This window comes from Ideonella alba (genome assembly GCF_018069875.1).
Lineage (GTDB): Bacteria > Pseudomonadota > Gammaproteobacteria > Burkholderiales > Burkholderiaceae_C > Ideonella > Ideonella alba.
Map to the genome: position 1 here is coordinate 69,153 of NZ_JAGQDF010000010.1, position 16,380 is coordinate 85,532.

Annotated in this window: 14 protein-coding genes; 3 read left to right on the forward strand and 11 right to left on the reverse strand. The window is 71.4% G+C overall.

The window, feature by feature from the left end:
- Nucleotides 1–3 precede the first annotated feature (3 nt).
- Nucleotides 4–1,254: a nitronate monooxygenase gene (locus KAK07_RS16790; RefSeq protein WP_210854390.1), complete on the reverse strand. Its 1,251-nt coding sequence runs from the start codon at nt 1,252–1,254 to the stop codon at nt 4–6.
- Nucleotides 1,255–1,363: 109 nt separating this feature from the next.
- Here KAK07_RS16790 and KAK07_RS16795 point away from each other — a divergent pair, with 109 nt between their 5' ends.
- On the forward strand, nt 1,364–1,579 hold the full coding sequence (locus KAK07_RS16795; protein WP_210854389.1) for a SlyX family protein: 216 nt from the start codon (nt 1,364–1,366) through the stop codon (nt 1,577–1,579).
- Nucleotides 1,580–1,647: 68 nt separating this feature from the next.
- Here the strand turns inward: KAK07_RS16795 and KAK07_RS25425 are convergent, their stop codons facing one another.
- From KAK07_RS25425 to KAK07_RS16820, 5 genes are all read right to left on the reverse strand, one after another.
- On the reverse strand, nt 1,648–3,369 hold the full coding sequence (locus tag KAK07_RS25425) for an ATP-binding protein (RefSeq protein WP_210854388.1): 1,722 nt from the start codon (nt 3,367–3,369) through the stop codon (nt 1,648–1,650).
- Nucleotides 3,370–3,506: 137 nt separating this feature from the next.
- A complete protein-coding gene (locus KAK07_RS16805; protein WP_210854387.1) occupies nt 3,507–5,486 on the reverse strand; it encodes a peptidase U32 family protein in 1,980 nt (659 codons plus the stop codon).
- Between the two features lie 44 nt (nt 5,487–5,530).
- Entirely contained in the window at nt 5,531–6,151 is a 621-nt protein-coding gene (thrH, locus tag KAK07_RS16810; RefSeq protein ID WP_210854386.1) for a bifunctional phosphoserine phosphatase/homoserine phosphotransferase ThrH, read from the reverse strand.
- 86 nt (nt 6,152–6,237) lie between these two features.
- Nucleotides 6,238–8,451, reverse strand: a complete 2,214-nt coding sequence (locus KAK07_RS16815; protein WP_210854385.1) for a molybdopterin-dependent oxidoreductase — start codon at nt 8,449–8,451, stop codon at nt 6,238–6,240.
- A gap of 92 nt (nt 8,452–8,543) precedes the next feature.
- Entirely contained in the window at nt 8,544–9,032 is a 489-nt protein-coding gene (locus KAK07_RS16820; RefSeq protein WP_210854384.1) for a thioesterase family protein, read from the reverse strand.
- A gap of 38 nt (nt 9,033–9,070) precedes the next feature.
- Between KAK07_RS16820 and KAK07_RS16825 the strand changes: the two genes are divergently transcribed.
- Complete coding sequence (locus tag KAK07_RS16825; protein WP_210854383.1) at nt 9,071–9,820, forward strand: acetyltransferase domain-containing protein; 750 nt, start codon at nt 9,071–9,073, stop codon at nt 9,818–9,820.
- Nucleotides 9,821–9,826: 6 nt separating this feature from the next.
- Here the strand turns inward: KAK07_RS16825 and KAK07_RS16830 are convergent, their stop codons facing one another.
- Genes KAK07_RS16830 through KAK07_RS16840 form a run of 3 tightly spaced genes read right to left on the reverse strand, consistent with a single transcriptional unit; the run spans nt 9,827 to nt 12,133 of the window.
- Nucleotides 9,827–10,561 (reverse strand): site-2 protease family protein, encoded by a 735-nt coding sequence (locus tag KAK07_RS16830; protein WP_210854382.1) that lies wholly within the window; start codon nt 10,559–10,561, stop codon nt 9,827–9,829.
- An 8-nt stretch (nt 10,562–10,569) separates the two neighbouring features.
- On the reverse strand, nt 10,570–11,481 hold the full coding sequence (locus tag KAK07_RS16835) for a DUF2167 domain-containing protein (protein WP_247661132.1): 912 nt from the start codon (nt 11,479–11,481) through the stop codon (nt 10,570–10,572).
- 58 nt (nt 11,482–11,539) lie between these two features.
- Complete coding sequence (locus KAK07_RS16840; protein ID WP_210854380.1) at nt 11,540–12,133, reverse strand: hypothetical protein; 594 nt, start codon at nt 12,131–12,133, stop codon at nt 11,540–11,542.
- 83 nt (nt 12,134–12,216) lie between these two features.
- Here KAK07_RS16840 and rlmB point away from each other — a divergent pair, with 83 nt between their 5' ends.
- Complete coding sequence (gene rlmB / locus KAK07_RS16845) at nt 12,217–12,966, forward strand: 23S rRNA (guanosine(2251)-2'-O)-methyltransferase RlmB (protein WP_210854379.1); 750 nt, start codon at nt 12,217–12,219, stop codon at nt 12,964–12,966.
- A gap of 10 nt (nt 12,967–12,976) precedes the next feature.
- On the opposite strand, the gene KAK07_RS16850 is transcribed toward rlmB, so the two are convergent.
- Nucleotides 12,977–13,816 carry an HDOD domain-containing protein gene (locus KAK07_RS16850; protein WP_210854378.1) on the reverse strand — a complete coding sequence of 280 codons (840 nt, stop codon included), beginning with the start codon at nt 13,814–13,816 and terminating at the stop codon, nt 12,977–12,979.
- 25 nt (nt 13,817–13,841) lie between these two features.
- Nucleotides 13,842–16,379 carry an EAL domain-containing protein gene (locus tag KAK07_RS16855; RefSeq protein WP_210854377.1) on the reverse strand — a complete coding sequence of 846 codons (2,538 nt, stop codon included), beginning with the start codon at nt 16,377–16,379 and terminating at the stop codon, nt 13,842–13,844.
- Between the last annotated feature and the right edge of the window lies 1 nt (nt 16,380).

The following is a 16,380-nucleotide window of genomic DNA, read 5'->3' on the forward strand; positions in this document are numbered from 1 at the left end:
TGTTCAGGCCGGCTCGGGCAGCGCGATGCTGTCGTCGGTGCTGAACTGGTAGTCGCGGAAGACGTGGGCGGCGCTGAGCAGCTGGTAGCTGCCGTCGGGCGCACGGTGGGTGGTGTCCTTCAGGCGCCAGGTGAGCTGGCCGCAGGTCCAGATCTCGAAGTTGCGCATGTGGGTGCACAGGCAGGTCTTGTCGGTCACCGAGATGCGCTTGGCATCGGGGTGGGCTTCGATCTCGCGGTTCCAGGCCTCGATGTAGGCGCACTTGCCGCTGGCATCGAGCAGGTAGCCGTAGGCCTCGCAGTTCGGGCGGATGCCGTCGCCAATGCCGGGGCTGGACTTGATCATGCGCATCGGGTAGCCGGTGGGCGAGATCTGGTTGACCTCGATGTCGTCCTCGCCGGCCTTGAAGTACTCCTGCTTGACCTCGTCGGGCAGGCCGCATTCCCGGGTCACGGTGAAGCGCGTGGCCACCTGCACGCCGGCGCCACCCATCTCCAGGAAGCGCACGGCGTCGGAGCCGGTGAAGATGCCGCCAGCGGGCAGCACCGGGATGTCCAGGTGCTCGTCCTTCAGGTACTTCAGCACCTCGCCGACGATGGTGGCCAGGTCATGTTCGGCCCAGTCCATGCCGAAGCCCAGGTGGCCGCCGGCCAGCGGACCTTCGACCACGATGTAGTCGGGCAGGCGGTTCAGGCGGGCGTTCTTCTTGAGGAACAGCTGCAGCGCGCGCACCGACGAGACGATGATGCCCAGCTTGGCATCGCGAAAGCGCGGATGGTCCTCGATCAGCGCGAAGGAGCCCAGGTGCAGGCCGGCCGCCAGCGTGATGCCGTCGATGCCGGCGTCCAGCGCGGTGCTCATGCGCACCTTCAGGGTTTCCTTCGGGGCGTTCATCGTCAGCTTTTCCATGCAGTTGATGAACACCATGCCGGGCCCGGTCTTGCGGGCCATCGTCGATTCCACGTGCAGCCGCGTGGCCTCGGCCAGGTGGTCGAGGTTGAACTTGACGTCGGACTTGTCGCGGTTCTCGGCGTTGTACTTGTACTGGGCCATCTTGGCCTTGACGTACTTGGTCTGGTAGCGCCGGTCCGACACGGTCTTGATCATCGCGTCGGAGATGTGGCCCACGCCGCCCAGGCGGGCCGCTTCGAGGGCCAGATCGGAGGTGGAGATGTCGACACCCATGCCGCCGATCATGATCGGCACCAGTTCGTGGCGGCCCAGGCGCAGGCGGAAATCGTCCAGTCTCTTCATGCGGTTCTCGTGTTCGGGGGAGCGTCCCCGGCGGCGTACGGCGGGAAAGCGCGTATGTTAAGTGCTGGGCCATCCTTGACGGCGTCGTGGGATCTGATAATCCCCGGCCATGAGCGATTCCCCTGACGCGGATCAGCGCCTGACGGCGCTGGAGATCAAGATCAGCTACCTGGAGGATCTGGCCGACACCCTGAACAGCCTGGTGGCGCGCCAGCAGCAGCAGATCGAATGGCTGGCCCGCGAGCTGCTGCAGCTGCGCCGCCAGGGCGCCGAGCCCGGCACGCCCGGCGGCGGCCTGCTTGACGAGCGCCCGCCGCACTACTGAGCGGCTCGCCGGCGAGCCCACCCACGGGACGATCCGGCGGTCGCCGGGCCGTCGTTCGGATGACCAGGTCAGTGGGCCGGTGCCGGCCCGACCGACAGCCAGGGGGTGACGCGGCTGAGCAGTTCGTCCATGCCGAAGGGCTTGGCGAGGTGGTCGTCCATGCCGGCATGCTGCGAGAGCCGTTCGTGTTCGGCCACCGCATTGGCGCTGATGCCGATGATCGGCACCCGCGGCGTGCCCAGGCGCTGCTCCCGCTCGCGCCAGCGGCGGGTGGCCTCGTAGCCATCGAGCGCGGGCATCTGGCCGTCCATCAGCACCAGGCCGATGCCGCCCTTGTGCAGCAGGTCCAGCGCCTGCAGACCGTCTTCGGCCTCCAGCACCGACAGGCCGCTGCGCGACAGCATCTCGACCGCGACCAGGCGGTTCTGCGCGTCGTCGTCGACCACCAGCACGGTGCCCTGCAGCGGCCGCTTGGCGTCCATGTCGGCAGGTTGATGCGGGCTGGGGCTGGCCTGGGTGGCGACCAGCGGCAGGCACACGGTGAAGCGGCTGCCGCGCCCCAGCACGCTGTCGACCAGGATGTCGCCGCCCATCTGGCGGGCCAGGCGCTGGGCGATCGTCAGCCCCAGGCCGGCCCCGGTGGCGGCGCGCTGCGGGCCATGGTCGACCTGGAAGAAGGGCTCGAAGACCATGGCCGCGTCCGAGGTGGACAGACCCTGGCCGCTGTCGGCCACCTCGATCAGCAGCCCCCGATCGGCCGACCAGTCCAGCGCCAGCAGCACCTGGCCGCGGTCGGTGAAACGCACGGCGTTCGAGAGCAGCGCATCGACCAGTTGGTTCAGCCGCGCACGGTCGGCCAGCACCGCTGCCGGCAGCGCGGCCGACAGCGTCAGGTCCAGCCGCAGGCCCTTGGCCTCGGCGGCCGGGCGGTGCCCTTGCAGCATCGACGGCGCCCAGTCGCCCAGGCTCAGCGGCGCCGGTGCCATCCGTGCCGGCGCGGTGTCCAGGGCGCTGTATTCCAGCACCTCCGAGAGCGAATGCATCAAGCCGGCGCTGGAGTGCCGGGCGGCCTCGAGGATGCGGGACTGGCGGGCGGTCAGCGGTTCGCGGGCCAGCAGGTCCAGCGCGCCGATCGTGCCGCTCATCGGCCGCCGGATCTCATGGGTCATGGTCTCGAGAAAGCGCGCGCGCGCGGCGGCATCGCGTTCGAGCTGGCGGTTGGCTGCGCCCAGCTGCTCGTTGACGGCCGCGGTTTCCAGGCTCTGGCGCAGCGCCATCAGCGTGGTTTGGCGGAAGTGCGACGCGCCGCGCATCAGCGCCACGAAGAAGGCGCTGGTGCCCAAGGCGATCTCGGGCCACTGTTCCGGCTGCGACCACAGCGTCACAGCGATCAGCGAGCCGGCCGTTGGCAGCACGATCCATTCGAAGGAGCGGCCGATCAGCGACATGTAGAACGAGGCCACGCACAGCGCGCCCAGCAGGATCGTCACATGCAGCATGGCCTGTGGCGGCGACAGGTGCGGCATCAGCCAGACCGTGGCGACCGACCACATCAGGCCGCTGAGCGCCGCATTCGCCTGCACCTGCCGCTCGGCCCGGTGCAGCGAGGCGGCCTCCTCGGGTGGCTGGCGGTCCAGATGGCGCATGAACCACAGACGCCACAGGCCGCTGCCCAGCGCCATGCCGGCCACGGGCAGCAGCGGCCAGATCGGGTCGAGTGACCAGGCCGGGGCCAGCAGCACGGCCACGGCCAGCCACAGCATCGGCACGCTGGCGCGTGCACCGGACACGGAAAAACGCAGGGCTCCTCGGCGCAGTGCGAGGTCGATCTCAGACGGGGTCAACGGGGCAGGCAGGCAAAGTCATCAGCTGCGCTCATTGTCCGAGCGCATGGGTGGCGTTTGCCATCCCCAGAACGCCGCGCCACTCAGGGGCGCTGGCGGTAGAAACGCACAGGTGTGCCGTCGTCCTGCCGCATCTGCCTGGCCTTGTTCACGACCGAGCGCTGCATCCGGCCCACCACATGCATCTCGCAGGGCTTGCAGTCGAAGCGCAGGCTCAGGATCTCGTCGCCGTGCTGGATGGTCAGCGGCTCGGCGCGCACCGTGCCCTGCACGCCGGTCACGCCCTTGGCCTGCTTGGGGCACAGGCTCAGCGAGAAACGCACGCAGTGCTTGGTGATCATCAGGCTGGCGTCGCCCAGTTCCTGGTGGCTCTCGTACGCGGCGCCCACCACCTGCACGCCATGGCGCACATAGAAGTCATGGGCCTTGTGGTTGTAGACATTGGCCAGGTAGCTCAGCGTGTCCTCGGGGTAAGGCACCGGCGGCTGCTGTTCGGCGCGGCGCTGCGGGCGCCGGGCCCGACGGGCCTGCTCGCGCACGGCCTCGAGCGCGGCCACTGCGTCCCGGCGCAGTGCATTGAGCGCCGCGGCAGGCAGGAACCAGGGCTGGCTCAGTGTCAGGCGCACCGAGCGGGCCTCGAAGATCGTGGCGCCCAGTTTGCCCAGGCCCTCGCGCAGCGCGGCCTCGGCCCGCTGCGTCTGTTCTGCGGGCTGGTGCGTGTGCGCCAACGTGGCGCGCGCCGCATGGCCATCGGCATCGACCACGTCCAGTGCGAAACCCTCGGGGGTGTCGGACAGGCGCAGGTCCAGCGCGATCCGGCGCTCGGCGCTCTTCTTGCGCAGCACGCGGTCCCAGGCCATGTCGCGGTTGCGGCTGAGCACGGTGTCGCGGCGCAGGTCCTTCAGCGTGGCGATCGGCTCCTTGGGCACCAGCTTCCAGCGCCCGGCGGCGGCATCGATCGCCTCGACGGTGTTGACCTGCACCCCGGCGAGTTCACCCTGCAGGTCGAACCAGGTGATCGAGTCGCCGTTGTTCGGCTCGCCGACACCGGCGTCAAGCTGCACCTCCAGGTGGTCCTTCGCCACCTTCAGCACATGGCCCAGGGGCATGCCGGCGTGCTTGGGGGTGTCGAAGGCACCGATGTCGATCTGGCGGCCGTTGACGAAGTAATCGGTAGCGCCGCGGTTGAAGTTGCGCTGCGGGTCAGGGTTGAAGCTGAAGGTGGTGCGGCCCGACGACGCGGCGCGCAGCGACGGCCGCAGGGCCAGCTCGTCGTCGAGCAGGCGGCGGTAATGGGCGGTGATGTTCTTCACGTAGCCCATGTCCTTGTAGCGGCCCTCGATCTTGAAGCTGCGCACGCCGGCGTCGATCAGCGCGCCCAGGTTGGCCGACTGGTTGTTGTCCTTCATCGACAGCACATGCTTCTCGTGCGCGACGATGCGCCCGGCGGTGTCGGTGACGGTCCAGGGCAGGCGGCAGGCCTGCGAGCAGTCGCCGCGGTTGGCGCTGCGGCCGGTCTGCGCATGGCTGACATAGCACTGGCCGCTGTAGGCCACGCACAGCGCGCCGTGGACGAAGAACTCGATCACGGTGTCGGGCAGGGCCTGGGCGATCTCCTGGATCTGCGGCAATGTCAGCTCACGCGCCAGCACCAGCTGCGAGAAGCCGCTGGCCGCCAGGAAGCGGGCCTTGTCCAGCGTGCGGATGTCGCACTGGGTGGAGGCATGGATCTCGATGGGCGGCAGGTCCAGCTCCATCAGGCCCATGTCCTGCACGATCAGCGCATCGACGCCGGCCTCGTAGACCTCGCGCACCATGCGGGCGGCAGGCGCCAGTTCGTCGTCGCGCAGGATGGTGTTGAGGGTGACGAAGATCTTCGCGCCGAAGCGATGCGCGTGGCGCACCAGGCGCTCGATCTCGGTCACCGGATTGCCGGCCGCCGCCCGCGCGCCGAAGCCGGGGCCGCCGATGTAGACCGCGTCCGCGCCATGGTTGACCGCCTCGATGCCGATCTCGGCATCGCGGGCGGGGGCCAGCAGTTCCAGCGTGTCAGGGCGGCTCATGGCGCGCATGGTACCGGCGTGGCCGGTGCCGCGCCGCTGTGGGGTCAGGCCGCCGCGAGCAGGCGCCGGGAGGCCGCGCGGAAGTTGGCCAGCAGTTGCGCGTAGTCGTGGTTCACCGGGAACTGCGGGAACTGCTCGACGATGGACGCCGGCGGATGGATGAAGAAGCCGGCGTGGGCGGCGCCCAGCATGCCGGTGTCGTTGTAGCTGTCGCCGGCGGCCATGACCTGGAAGTTCAGGCCCTTGAGCGCGTTCACCGCATGGCGTTTCTGGTCGGGCTGGCGCAGACGGTAGTCACGCACGAAGCCCTGCTCGTCGATCACCAGCTTGTGGCAGAACAGCGTGGGGCGGCCGAGCTGGCGCATCAGCGGGTCGGCGAACTCATAGAAAGTGTCCGACAGGATGATGACCTGGAACTCCTCGCGCAGCGTGTCGAGGAATGCCTTGGCGCCCTCCAATGGCTGCATGCCGCCAATGACCTCCTGGATGTCCTGCAGCTTCAGGCCATGCTGGGCCAGCAGGTCGATGCGAAAGCGCATCAACTTGTCATAGTCGGGCTCTTCGCGGGTGGTGCGCGAAAACTCGGGGATGCCGGTGCGCTGGGAAAACGCGATCCAGATCTCGGGCACCAGGACGCCTTCGAGGTCCAGGCAGACGACTTGCATGACATGACTCCGCAGTGAGGGGCAGTGGGCACCGGGCCCGCCGCGAAACGGCGCGCATGATACCCGTCGCCCCTGGCGTGGGGCTGTCAGGCGGGCGCCAGGGTCACCGGCACGCCGGCCAGCACGGCGTTGCCCGACAGCGGGTCGCGCAGGCGCTCGTCGAGCAGGTCATTGAGGCTGGCGCCCGGGCGTTCGGCCGCGACGCGCAACTGGGCGCCAGGCCGGTCGTGGCCCCAGCCGTGCGGCAGGCAGACCACGCCCCGGGGCAGATCGGTGCTGCAGGCCACCCGCACCCCCACCGCGCCGCCCGGGCCGGCCAGGCGCGCCGACGCGCCATCGGCCACGCCATGTGCCGCGGCATCGTCCGGATGGACCCACAGCGTGCTGCGGTCGGGGCCCTTGGCCAGCACCGGCAGGTTGTGCATCCAGCTGTTGTTGCTGCGCAGGTCGCGCCGGCCGATCACGACCAGCGGCGGGGCTGGGTCGGCCAGCCGCTCGGCGGCCTGCGCCAGGTCGGCCACGCAGGCGGCGGGTGCCAGGTCGATCAGGCCGTCGGGCGTGCGCAGCACCTCGGGCAGGCGCGGCTGCAACTCGCCCAGGTCGATGCCGGCGGGCGCGGCGGCCACCCGGTCCAGGCTCAGGCCCCCCGGGCGCTGGCCGAAGGCGTCGCCGTAGGGGCCGGCGCGCAGCGCCAGATCGAGCAGGCGCTCGGGGCCGCGGCGCGGCGACAGCGCGGCCATCAGTGCCTCCGCGTGCTGCGGGGCGCGGCGGCGCAGGTCCTCGGCGAGCAGCGCGTCATCCAGCGCGTCCAGGTCGGCGTCGCGGCCCTGGCCGCTGACCAGCGCCGCCAGGCGCAGCAGCAGGCGCCACTCCGGCGGGTGGGCGGCGTCGTCGGCGGGCAGCACGGCGGGGCTGTAGCGGGCGTGGTTGCGGTCGGACAGCTGCGGGAAGGCGACGTCGTAGTGGCCGTCCTCCAGCGGTGAGCGGCCGGGCAGGATGACGTCGGCGTGGCGGCTGGTCTCGTTGAGGTAGATGTCCAGGCTGACCATGAATTCCAGGCCGTCCAGGGCGTCGGCCAGGCGCGGGCCGCCCGGTGCCGACAGCACCGGGTTGGTTCCGGCGGTGATCAGGGCGCGCACCTGGCCAGGGCCGGGCGTGGCGATCTCTTCGGCCAGACAGGTCATCGGCAGCTCGCCGAAGACTTCAGGGGCGCCGCTGACCCGGCTGACGTGGCGGCCGGTGACGATGCCGCGGCCCTGGCCCGGACGGCCCTCGGTGTTGGCGGCGAAGGCGGCGGCACGGGGCCACATCGCGCCGCCAGGCTCGTCCAGGTGACCCGTGACGAGGTTGAGCGCATCGATCAGCCAGGCGCAGGTGGTGCCCCAGCGCTGGGTGTGCACGCCCAGGCGGCCATAGACGCAGGCGGCCTCGCTGCGCGCGATGTCGCGCGCCAGGGTGCGGATCGCCTCGGACGCCAGTCCGCAGCGCGCCGCCACGGTCTCCGGCGTGAAGGGCGCGACCGCCGCCTGCAGGCTGTCCAGTCCGCGGCTGAGTGCGCCGGCCCGGCCCGGTCGCGCCAGCCCCTCGGCAAACACCACGTTCAGCAGCGCGGCCAGCAGGAAGACGTCGGCGCCTGGACGGATGGCCAGGTGGGTGTCGGCGATCGCAGCGGTCTCGGTGCGGCGGGGGTCGATCACCACCAGCCGCCCGCCGCGCTCGCGCAGCGCGCGGGCCTTGCCGCGGAAATCGGGCACCGTCCACATGCTGCCATTGCTGGCCATCGGGTTGCCGCCCAGGATCACCAGCAGCCGGGTGCGGGCGATGTCGGGCACCGGCACGCTGAGCCAGTGGCCGTACATCCAGCCGCACTGCAGCTGGCGCGGCATCTGGTCGAGCGTGGACGCCGAGAACACATTGCGCGAGCCCAGCGCGCGCGCCAGTCGCGCGAAGTACAACAGCAGGCCCATCTTGTGCGCCGCCGGGTTGCCCACCGCCAGCGCCACCGCGTCACGGCCCTGCTCGGCGATGATCGGCAGCAGCCGGCGCTCGATCTCGGCGAAGGCCTCGTCCCAGGTGGCGGGCTCCAGGGTGGCGCCGCGACGGATCAGTGGCGTGCGCAGGCGGTCGGGGTCCTCGTGCAGGTCCTTCAGGGCCACCGCCTTGGGGCAGATGAAGCCGCGGCTGAAGACGTCGTCGTCGGCGCCGCGGATGCGCTGCACCCGGCCGTCGGCGACCTCGATCTCGAGGCCGCAGCAGGCCTCGCACAAGGGGCAGATGCGGCGGTGGACGGTGGCGCTCATGCGGGCTCCTGGGCAGCGAGGGCCGCATCCTCGCGCGGCGCGTCGGCGCGCGGTGTCGCCCGGGTGACGCGCCGGGGCCGGGCTTTCCCGGATCAGCTGACGATGTAGGCGGCGGCGCCGGTGGCGATCAGCGTGCCGTCCTGGTTGACCAGCCGCATCTGGGTGCTGGCCACCCGGCCGCCCAGACGCACCACCTCGGCCGAGGCGATGAAATGCTCGCCGATGCCGGGGCGCAGGTAATCCACCCGCAGGTCGATCGTGCCCAGGCGGCTGAAGCGGTGCATCACCACCTCGGCGGCCTCGTCACAGTATTTCTCGGTGATCCCCACCATCACGGCCACGCCGCCCATGGCGTCGAGCACCGCCGAAATGACGCCGCCATGCAGGCGACCGTACAGGTAGTGACCGATCAGGTCGGGCCGCATCTGGATGCGCGCCGAGGGCGCCGGGGGGGCCAGCGAGACCATGGTCATGCCCAGTGTCTGGTTGAAGGTGACCTTGTGCTCGAACAGGTCCCGCAGCGCGGTCTCCAGCAGGGCCTGTTCATCGGGCGATCGGCGGGTGGCGGCAACATGGGTCATGGGCGGATTGTGGCCCGAAGCTGCGCTATCGTCGGCGCATGCCCGGCGAACGCTTCGACCGCCTCGATGCCCTCAGGGGCCTGGCCATCGTCTGGATGGTGGGGTTCCACTTCGCCTACGACCTGAACCATTTCCGACTGCTGCAGCCGCCGCAGCAGTTCCTGGCGGATCCGTTCTGGACGCTGCAGCGCACTTCGATCGTCAGCCTGTTCCTGCTGTGCGCCGGGCTGGGCCAGGCGGTGGCGGTGCAGGCGGGGCAGTCGGCCGGCCGCTTCTGGCGCCGCTGGGCGCAGGTGGCGGCCTGCGCGCTGCTGGTGTCGGCCGGTTCGGCGCTGGTCTTTCCGCAGCGATGGATCAGCTTTGGCGTGCTGCACGGCATCGCGGTGATGCTGGTGCTGGTGCGCCTGGGGGTGGCGCCGCGACTGGGGGGCGACCTGGCAACCGCCCGCGCGCAGGCGTGGCTGTGGGGCCTGGGCGCGCTGGCACTGGTGGCGCCGAGGCTGTGGCAGCACCCGCTGTTCGACCAGCGCTGGGGCTGGGGTGTGGGCCTGGGCACGCACCTGCCGGCGACCGAGGACTATGTGCCCGTGCTGCCCTGGCTGGGCGTGCTGCTGTGGGGCCTGGCGATCGGCGGCTGGCTGCTGACCCACCGCCGCCATTGGCTGACCGGCGCCTTGCCCTCCGTGCTGCGGCCGCTGGCCTGGCTGGGTGCGCGGCCGCTGCGCATCTACATGCTGCACCAGCCGCTGCTGTTCGGCCTGCTGATGGCCTGGCAGGCGTTGCGCTGAGGCGGTTCAGCGCGGCACGCCGCGCTGCAGCGACTGCAGCATCTCGTGCAGGTCGTGGGTCATCACGGCCAGGAAGCCCAGCAGCGCCAGGTAGTACAGGCCGTACTCGATCTTCGTGCCCAGCGGCACGGCGTAGTAGGTGGCGGCTTCGGGGAGATCGCGCCGCCAGCGCAGCGCGCGCCAGACCTGCGGCGCCGCCAGCACCGCCATGATCAGCAGCATCGGGCTGGGCCGCCACCAGAACAGCGCCAGCAGCACCGGGACGCCCAGCAGCCAGATGCGCGGCGACAGCACCGCGGTGATGCGGCCGCCATCGAAGGGCGACAGCGGGATCAGGTTGAACAGGTTCAGGAAGAAGCCGGCATAGGCCACCGCCAGCAGCCAGGGCAGGTCGCCCTCGCCGCGGGCCAGCAGGTAGCACAGCACCGCGCCCACCGTGCCCAGCAGTGGCCCGCCCAAACCGACGAAGGCCTCCGTTTCGGCGTTGTGCGGGCGGTCCTTCAGTTCGACCCAGGCGCCGACGAAGGGGATGAAGGTGGGCCAGCCGACGTCCAGGCCCCGGTGCCGCGCCGCCAGCAGGTGGCCCAGTTCGTGCACGAACAGCAGGACGACGAAGCCGGCGGCATAGCGCCAGCCGTACACCATGGCGTAGACCGCCAGCGACAGCAGCATCGAGCCGCCACTGACCAGCAGCTTGCCCAGCTTGGCGCCGGACAGCAGGAGCAGCAGCAGCTTGATCATGGTCGCACTCAGGCGGCGGGCGGCTCGGCGTCGCGCGCAGGTTTGCGCTTGAAGACGCGTGTCGCCAGGGCACCCAGACCGGCCAGCGCCAGGAAGCCCAGCTTGGCGAACTTGGCCAGGAAGGCCCCCACCACGGCCAGCAGGCCCAGCTTCTTGGCACCTGCCCCCAACACCAGGGCCGCCAGACCGTACTCGGCGACCTTGTCGGTGCTGGCGTCGAAGTCGGCGTAGCGCTTGCCCTCGTCGAAGGCCAGTGCTGCCAGCAGCGCCTGGCCGTCGGCCTGGTACTTCGGCAGGTCCTTCAGCCCGGTCACCAGGTTCATGCTGAAGTAACCCTCGCGGCCCAGCAGGTAGGTGTTGTAGTTGACGCCCAGGTCGTCCTCGCCGGTCTGACCCTTCTCGCGCGACTTCATCGCCCACACCAGGCGGTGCGTGCCGGCGTCATAGGCCGGCGGCTGGGCCCAGCCGAGGATCTCCAGTGCCGGCGCGCCCAGCTTCAGGCGCTCCTCGTTGCTGGCCTCGGTGCCTTCGGTGAAGCTCTGCAGCAACTCGTCGGCCTTCCAGTCGCGGGCGTCGTCGTCGCGGATGTAGCCGGCCGACTCGAAGCGCACGGTCATGAACCAGTCGCCGCCATCGGCCGGGAACACCAGGCCTTGCAGGCGCGGGTCCTCGCCCGGGTTGCCCATGGCCTGCAGCAGGCGCGTGGCGTGCGGCTGGGGAATGAACAGGCGGCCGGCGGGCAGCGCCAGGTGGGCCTGGCCGGACAGCGCCACGCTGGCCGGGCCGGCCTGGGCGGCGGCCCGTGCGGCCTCCCAGGTCTGTCGGGCGCGCGTCTGGGCGTCGTCGGCGGGCTGGGCGAAGGCCGCCCAGGACAGCATCAGCAGCAGGCTGGCGGCCAGCAGATGGCGCAGGGTGCGCATGGTGATCATTCCTCCCCGTGGTGACTGGGGGGATTGTCCCCGGACAGCGGCCCGCCGCTCATCCCTCCAGTGCGGGACGGGCGAACAGGGCCTGCGCGGTGCGGCCCACCTGGCGGGTGTCCCAGGCCGCCCAGGCGGCCATGCCGGCGGCGCCGGCCAGCGGCAGCCAGCGTGCCAGGCTGCGCCCGGCCACCCGCCTGGCAATGGATGCGCCCACCTTGGCGGCTGCCATGCGCAGCAGCTGCGCCTGGGCCACCTGCACCAGGCCGCGCTCGCCGGTCTGCACCAGCAGCTGGCGCACGACGCGGGCGCCGGTGTGGTCGAACAGGCAGTACAGCAGCTGTTCGGGCGAGGGGGGCGGCTGGCCATGCACCGCGGCGATGTCGGCCACCAGCGCGCTCTGCAGCCGCCACACGGTGGCCAGCTCGGGCAGCACCGTCAGCCAGCCGATCGGCCCCAGCGGCAGGGCCAGTGCGCCCGCGGCCAGACCCGCCTTGCCGGCGGCGCTGCGGATCAGGGCGTCGCTGGCGGCCGCCGGGTCGGCGCGGCGGCGCAGCCGCGAGCGGGGTGGCTGACCGATCACGCCCAGCACGGCGCCCCCCAGGGCGTCGGCGGGCTCGGCATCGGGGGCAGGGCGTGTGGTTCGACTCATGCCGCGATGATGGGGGCAGCGGGCCGGGTTTCCAGGGCGGCCCACCCTGTTAACCTGTCGGCTTTGCCGCTTCGGCCACCGACATGTCCAGCAAGACCCTCTACGGCTTCCATGCCGTGACGGTGCGCCTGAAGACCGCACCCGAATCGATCGACGAGATCCACCTCGACGCCACCCGCCGTGACGCGCGCATGCGCAGCTTCGCCGAGCGCGCCCGCGAGGCCGGGGTGCGGGTGCTGGAGAGCAACGACGAGCAGCTCAGCCGCCTGGCCGCCTCGCCGCGCCACCAGGGCGTGGTGGCGCGGGTGCAGCCGCTCAAGCCGCGCCATTCGCTGGACGAGGTGATGGAGGACGTCGAGGCCGCCGGCATCGCGCCACTGCTGCTGGCCCTGGACGGCGTGACCGACCCGCACAACCTGGGCGCCTGCCTGCGCGTGGCCGACGGCGCCGGCGCCCACGCGGTGATCGCGCCCAAGGACCATGCGGTGGGCCTGAACGCCACGGTGGCCAAGGTGGCCTCGGGGGCCGCCGAGACCGTGCCTTACCTGATGGTCACCAACTTGGCGCGCAGCCTGACCGAGATGAAGGAGCGCGGCCTGCGCATCATCGGCACCAGCGACGATGCCGAGCGCACGATCTACGACCTGGACCTGAGCGGCCCGGTGGCCCTGGTGCTGGGCGCCGAGGGCAAGGGCCTGCGGCAGATCACCCGCAAGACCTGCGACGAGCTGGTCAGCATTCCGATGGCCGGCGCGGTCGAGAGCCTGAACGTCTCGGTGGCGGCCGGGGTCTGCCTGTACGAGGTGCTGCGCCAGCGTCGCGCGCGCCCCTGAGCGCGGCCGCTCAGGCCTGGCCGATCGCCGCCAGGCTGGTCGACAGGCGCAGCAGCATCTCGCTGCGCTCCTCGGGCACGAAGCGCAGCGCCTGCCAGGTGGCTTCCGGCACCATGGCCAGCGCCTGCTCGGCGCTCCAGCCGCGCTCCAGGGGCCCGAGCAACTGGTGGATTTGCGACAGCAGTGCGGCCAGACCCGGCGCCTGGGTGCCCTCGGGCCAGCCGCGGTGGTGATCGGCGATGGCCTCGACGATGGCCGGCGGGAAGTTCCAGCGCCGCGCCACGGCCGAGCCCACCTCGACATGGTCGGTGCCCAGCAGCTGCCGTTCCACCGCGCGGGCGGACTCGCCCTCGGCCACCCGGCGTTCGACGTCGGCCACGATCTCGGGCACCAGCACCACCAGCATCAGCTCGCCGATGTCGTGCAGCAGGCCGGCCAGGAAAGCCTCGCTGGGGTCCAGGTCCAGCCGGGCGCTGAGGGTCGAGGCCGTCATCGCCACGTTCATCGCATGGCGCCAGAAGCCGTTGAGGTCGAAGCCCGGGCACTGTTCGGGACGGATGGCCTGCTGCAGCGTGACCGCCGTCAGCAGGTTGTTCACGGTGCGCAGACCCAGCAGGGTGACCGCGCCGCTGACCGAGCCGATGCGGCCGGGCCGGCCATAGAACGGCGAGTTGGCCAGGCGCAGGCAGCGTGCGGCCAGCGACGGGTCGCGCTCGATCAGCGCGATGCAGCGCTCCATCGTCAGCCCGCCCTGGCGCAGCGCCTGCAGCACCTCGGCCAGCGCCGCGGGCAGCGGTGGCAGGTCCGCCAGGCGGCGGCTCAGGTCGGGCAGCTCCAGCGTGGCGCTCACGGGGCCCTCCGGCGATCGGCGTGCTTCATGCGGCTTCCGTGCAGCAGGGCAGCAGGACCAGCAGGTCGCCGCGGTTGAACTCGGCGCCATCGATGTGGCGCAGCCAGCCGCGCCACTGCTGGTCGCCCAGGGTGATCACGCCCTGGGGCTGGCCACCGCGCAGCTGCGCCAGCACCGAGGCCAGCTCGGGCGCCGGGGGCAGGCCCAGCGATCCCAGCGCCTGCGGGAACAGTTCGCTGGCACGCTCGTTCAGGTAGGCCAGCGTGCCCTCGGGGTCGATGCCCAGCACGGCTGCGGGCATCAGCTCCAGCAGGTCGCGCACGCCGCCGGCGCCGGCTTCCACCAGCTCGGCCTGCTCGCGCTGCTGGGCCAGCAGCGAGGACATGCGCCGGTTCAGGCTGGCCTGCTCGATGCTGGCACGCGCCAGGGCCTGGGTGAGCCGGCGGTTCTCGTCGGCCAGCTCCTTCTGGCGGAAGGCCTGGGCGACATGCTCGCGCAGCCGGTCGTCGTCCCAGGGCTTGGTCAGGAACTTGAAGACCGCGCCCTCGTTGACGGCGTCGATGATGGTCTGCAGGTCGGTGAAGCCCGAAAGCGTCATGCGGATCGTGTCGGGCCACAGCTCCTTGGCGCGGCGCAGGAAATCCACGCCGACCATGCCGGGCATGCGCTGGTCCGAGACGATGACGTCCACCTCGGTGGTGGCCAGCAGCGCCAGCGCCTGCTCGCCGCTGGTGGCGGTCAGCAGCTTGTAGCCGTCGCGCCGGAACAGGCGGCGCAGCGAGGACAGGATGTTCTCCTCGTCATCGACCAGCAGCAGCGTGCGCGAGCGGGTGCGGGTGCCGGCCAGCTCGGCCGGCAACTGGCGGCGCGTGCGCAGCATCGTGGCCAGCGTGTCGGCGTCCACCGGGGGACTGAAAAAGTAGCCCTGGATGGCGTCGCAGCCGGCGCTGGCCAGCAGGCGCAGCTGTCCTTCGGTCTCGACCCCCTCGGCCAGCACGCGCACTTTCAGGCCGTGGGCCAGGTTGATGATCGAGCGCACCACCGAGGCCGCTTCGGCGGATGTGGTGACATCCTGGACGAAGCTGCGGTCGATCTTCAGCACGTCGATCGGCAGCTGCCGCAGGCGGCTGAGGCTGGAGAAGCCGGTGCCGAAATCGTCCAGCGAGATCTCCAGCCCGCTGGCCTGCAGCGCGCCCAGCGTGTCGGCCACGCGGTCACCGTCGTGCAACAGCGCGCTCTCGGTCAGCTCCAGACCCAGGTCGGCGGCCCGGGCGCCACTGAGGTCCATCGCGCTGCGGATGCTCTGGGCGACGTCGCCCACCTGGAACTGCACCGGCGACAGGTTGATCGCGATGCGTGTGGCCGGCACGCCAGCCTGGCGCCAGGCCACGGCCTGGCGGCAAGCCTCGCGCAGCACCCAGTCGCCGATCGCGGCCACCAGGCCGGAGCGCTCGGCCACCGGCAGGAACTCGCTGGGCGCGACGCTGCTGCCGTCGGCCCGGAACCAGCGCAGCAGTGCCTCGACGCCACAGATCTCGCCGCCTTGCAGGCTGACCTGGGGCTGGTAGTGCAGCCGGAACTCGCCGTGCTCCAGGGCGTGGCGCAGCTCGTTCTCCAGCGCCAGCGCACGCAGGTTGCGCTCGTCGGCGTCCTCGGTGTGGAAGGAAATGGGCGTGGTGGTGCCGGCATCGGCGCGCGCGGTCTGCGCGGCTTCCAGCACGCGTGGGCCGGCCGGGCCGTCATCGGGGTAGGCGGCCACACCGATGCGGCAGCGCGGGTGCACATCCACCCGGCCCAGCCGCACCGGCTGTTCAAGCGCATCGATCACGGCGCGGGCGCGGGCCTCGATGGTCTCGCGCGGCAGGCCCGTCGGATGACGGATCACCAGCGCGAACTCGCTGCTGCCCATCTGGGCGACGAACTCGTCGCGCGAGCGCAGCGCCCGCAGACGGGCGGCCAGCGCGCCGGCCAGGGCGTCGGCGGCGCCGAAGCCCATCGAGCTGGCCAGCTCGGCGATGCGCGGCACGTCGATCGACAGCACGCTGAAGCCGCGCTGGTCCCAGCTGCTGGCACTGACCGCGATGTCCAGCTTCTGCAGCAGCCAGGCGCGGTTGGGCAGACCGGTGGTCTCGTTGGCGTTGGACAGCGCGTGCAGGCGCTCCTCGGCCTCGCGCTGCGCGGTCACGTCGTGCAGCACCGCGAAGCCCGAGGGGCCGTCCGGCTCGCTGGCGGCACGGCGCAGCAGGCCGCGGTGCAGCACCTGCAGGCGCCGGCCGTCGGCCGTCAGCACGGTGTGCCGCAGGTCGAAGACCGTCCCGGGCTGGGCGTTGCGCCACAGGTGGGCCAGCAGCTTGCGCTCGGCCTCGGGCACCCAGGTCAGCGTGTCCAGAGGCTGGTCGGGTGCCTGGGCTGGCAGACCCAGCAGGGTCAGCAGGCCGGCCGAGGGCCGCACGCGCCAGTCGGGGCCGCTGACGACGAAGCTCCCCGCCTGGCACAGTGACTCGCACTGGCGCAGCATGTCCGCCAGGGGTTCGTCCAACAGGATGTCGGTGGCGGTGGTCATG

Bases quoted from the DNA above. Each gene is read 5' to 3' on its own strand.
- KAK07_RS16835 (WP_247661132.1), bottom strand. From the start codon at position 11,481: ATGCGCACCCTGCGCCATCTGCTGGCCGCCAGCCTGCTGCTGATGCTG.
- KAK07_RS16790 (WP_210854390.1), bottom strand. From the start codon at position 1,254: ATGAAGAGACTGGACGATTTCCGCCTGCGCCTGGGCCGCCACGAACTG.
- rlmB (WP_210854379.1), top strand. From the start codon at position 12,217: ATGTCCAGCAAGACCCTCTACGGCTTCCATGCCGTGACGGTGCGCCTG.
- KAK07_RS16815 (WP_210854385.1), bottom strand. From the start codon at position 8,451: ATGAGCGCCACCGTCCACCGCCGCATCTGCCCCTTGTGCGAGGCCTGC.
- KAK07_RS16830 (WP_210854382.1), bottom strand. From the start codon at position 10,561: ATGATCAAGCTGCTGCTGCTCCTGCTGTCCGGCGCCAAGCTGGGCAAG.
- KAK07_RS16795 (WP_210854389.1), top strand. From the start codon at position 1,364: ATGAGCGATTCCCCTGACGCGGATCAGCGCCTGACGGCGCTGGAGATC.
- thrH (WP_210854386.1), bottom strand. From the start codon at position 6,151: ATGCAAGTCGTCTGCCTGGACCTCGAAGGCGTCCTGGTGCCCGAGATC.
- KAK07_RS16840 (WP_210854380.1), bottom strand. From the start codon at position 12,133: ATGAGTCGAACCACACGCCCTGCCCCCGATGCCGAGCCCGCCGACGCC.
- KAK07_RS16820 (WP_210854384.1), bottom strand. From the start codon at position 9,032: ATGACCCATGTTGCCGCCACCCGCCGATCGCCCGATGAACAGGCCCTG.
- KAK07_RS16825 (WP_210854383.1), top strand. From the start codon at position 9,071: ATGCCCGGCGAACGCTTCGACCGCCTCGATGCCCTCAGGGGCCTGGCC.
- KAK07_RS16855 (WP_210854377.1), bottom strand. From the start codon at position 16,379: ATGACCACCGCCACCGACATCCTGTTGGACGAACCCCTGGCGGACATG.
- KAK07_RS16805 (WP_210854387.1), bottom strand. From the start codon at position 5,486: ATGAGCCGCCCTGACACGCTGGAACTGCTGGCCCCCGCCCGCGATGCC.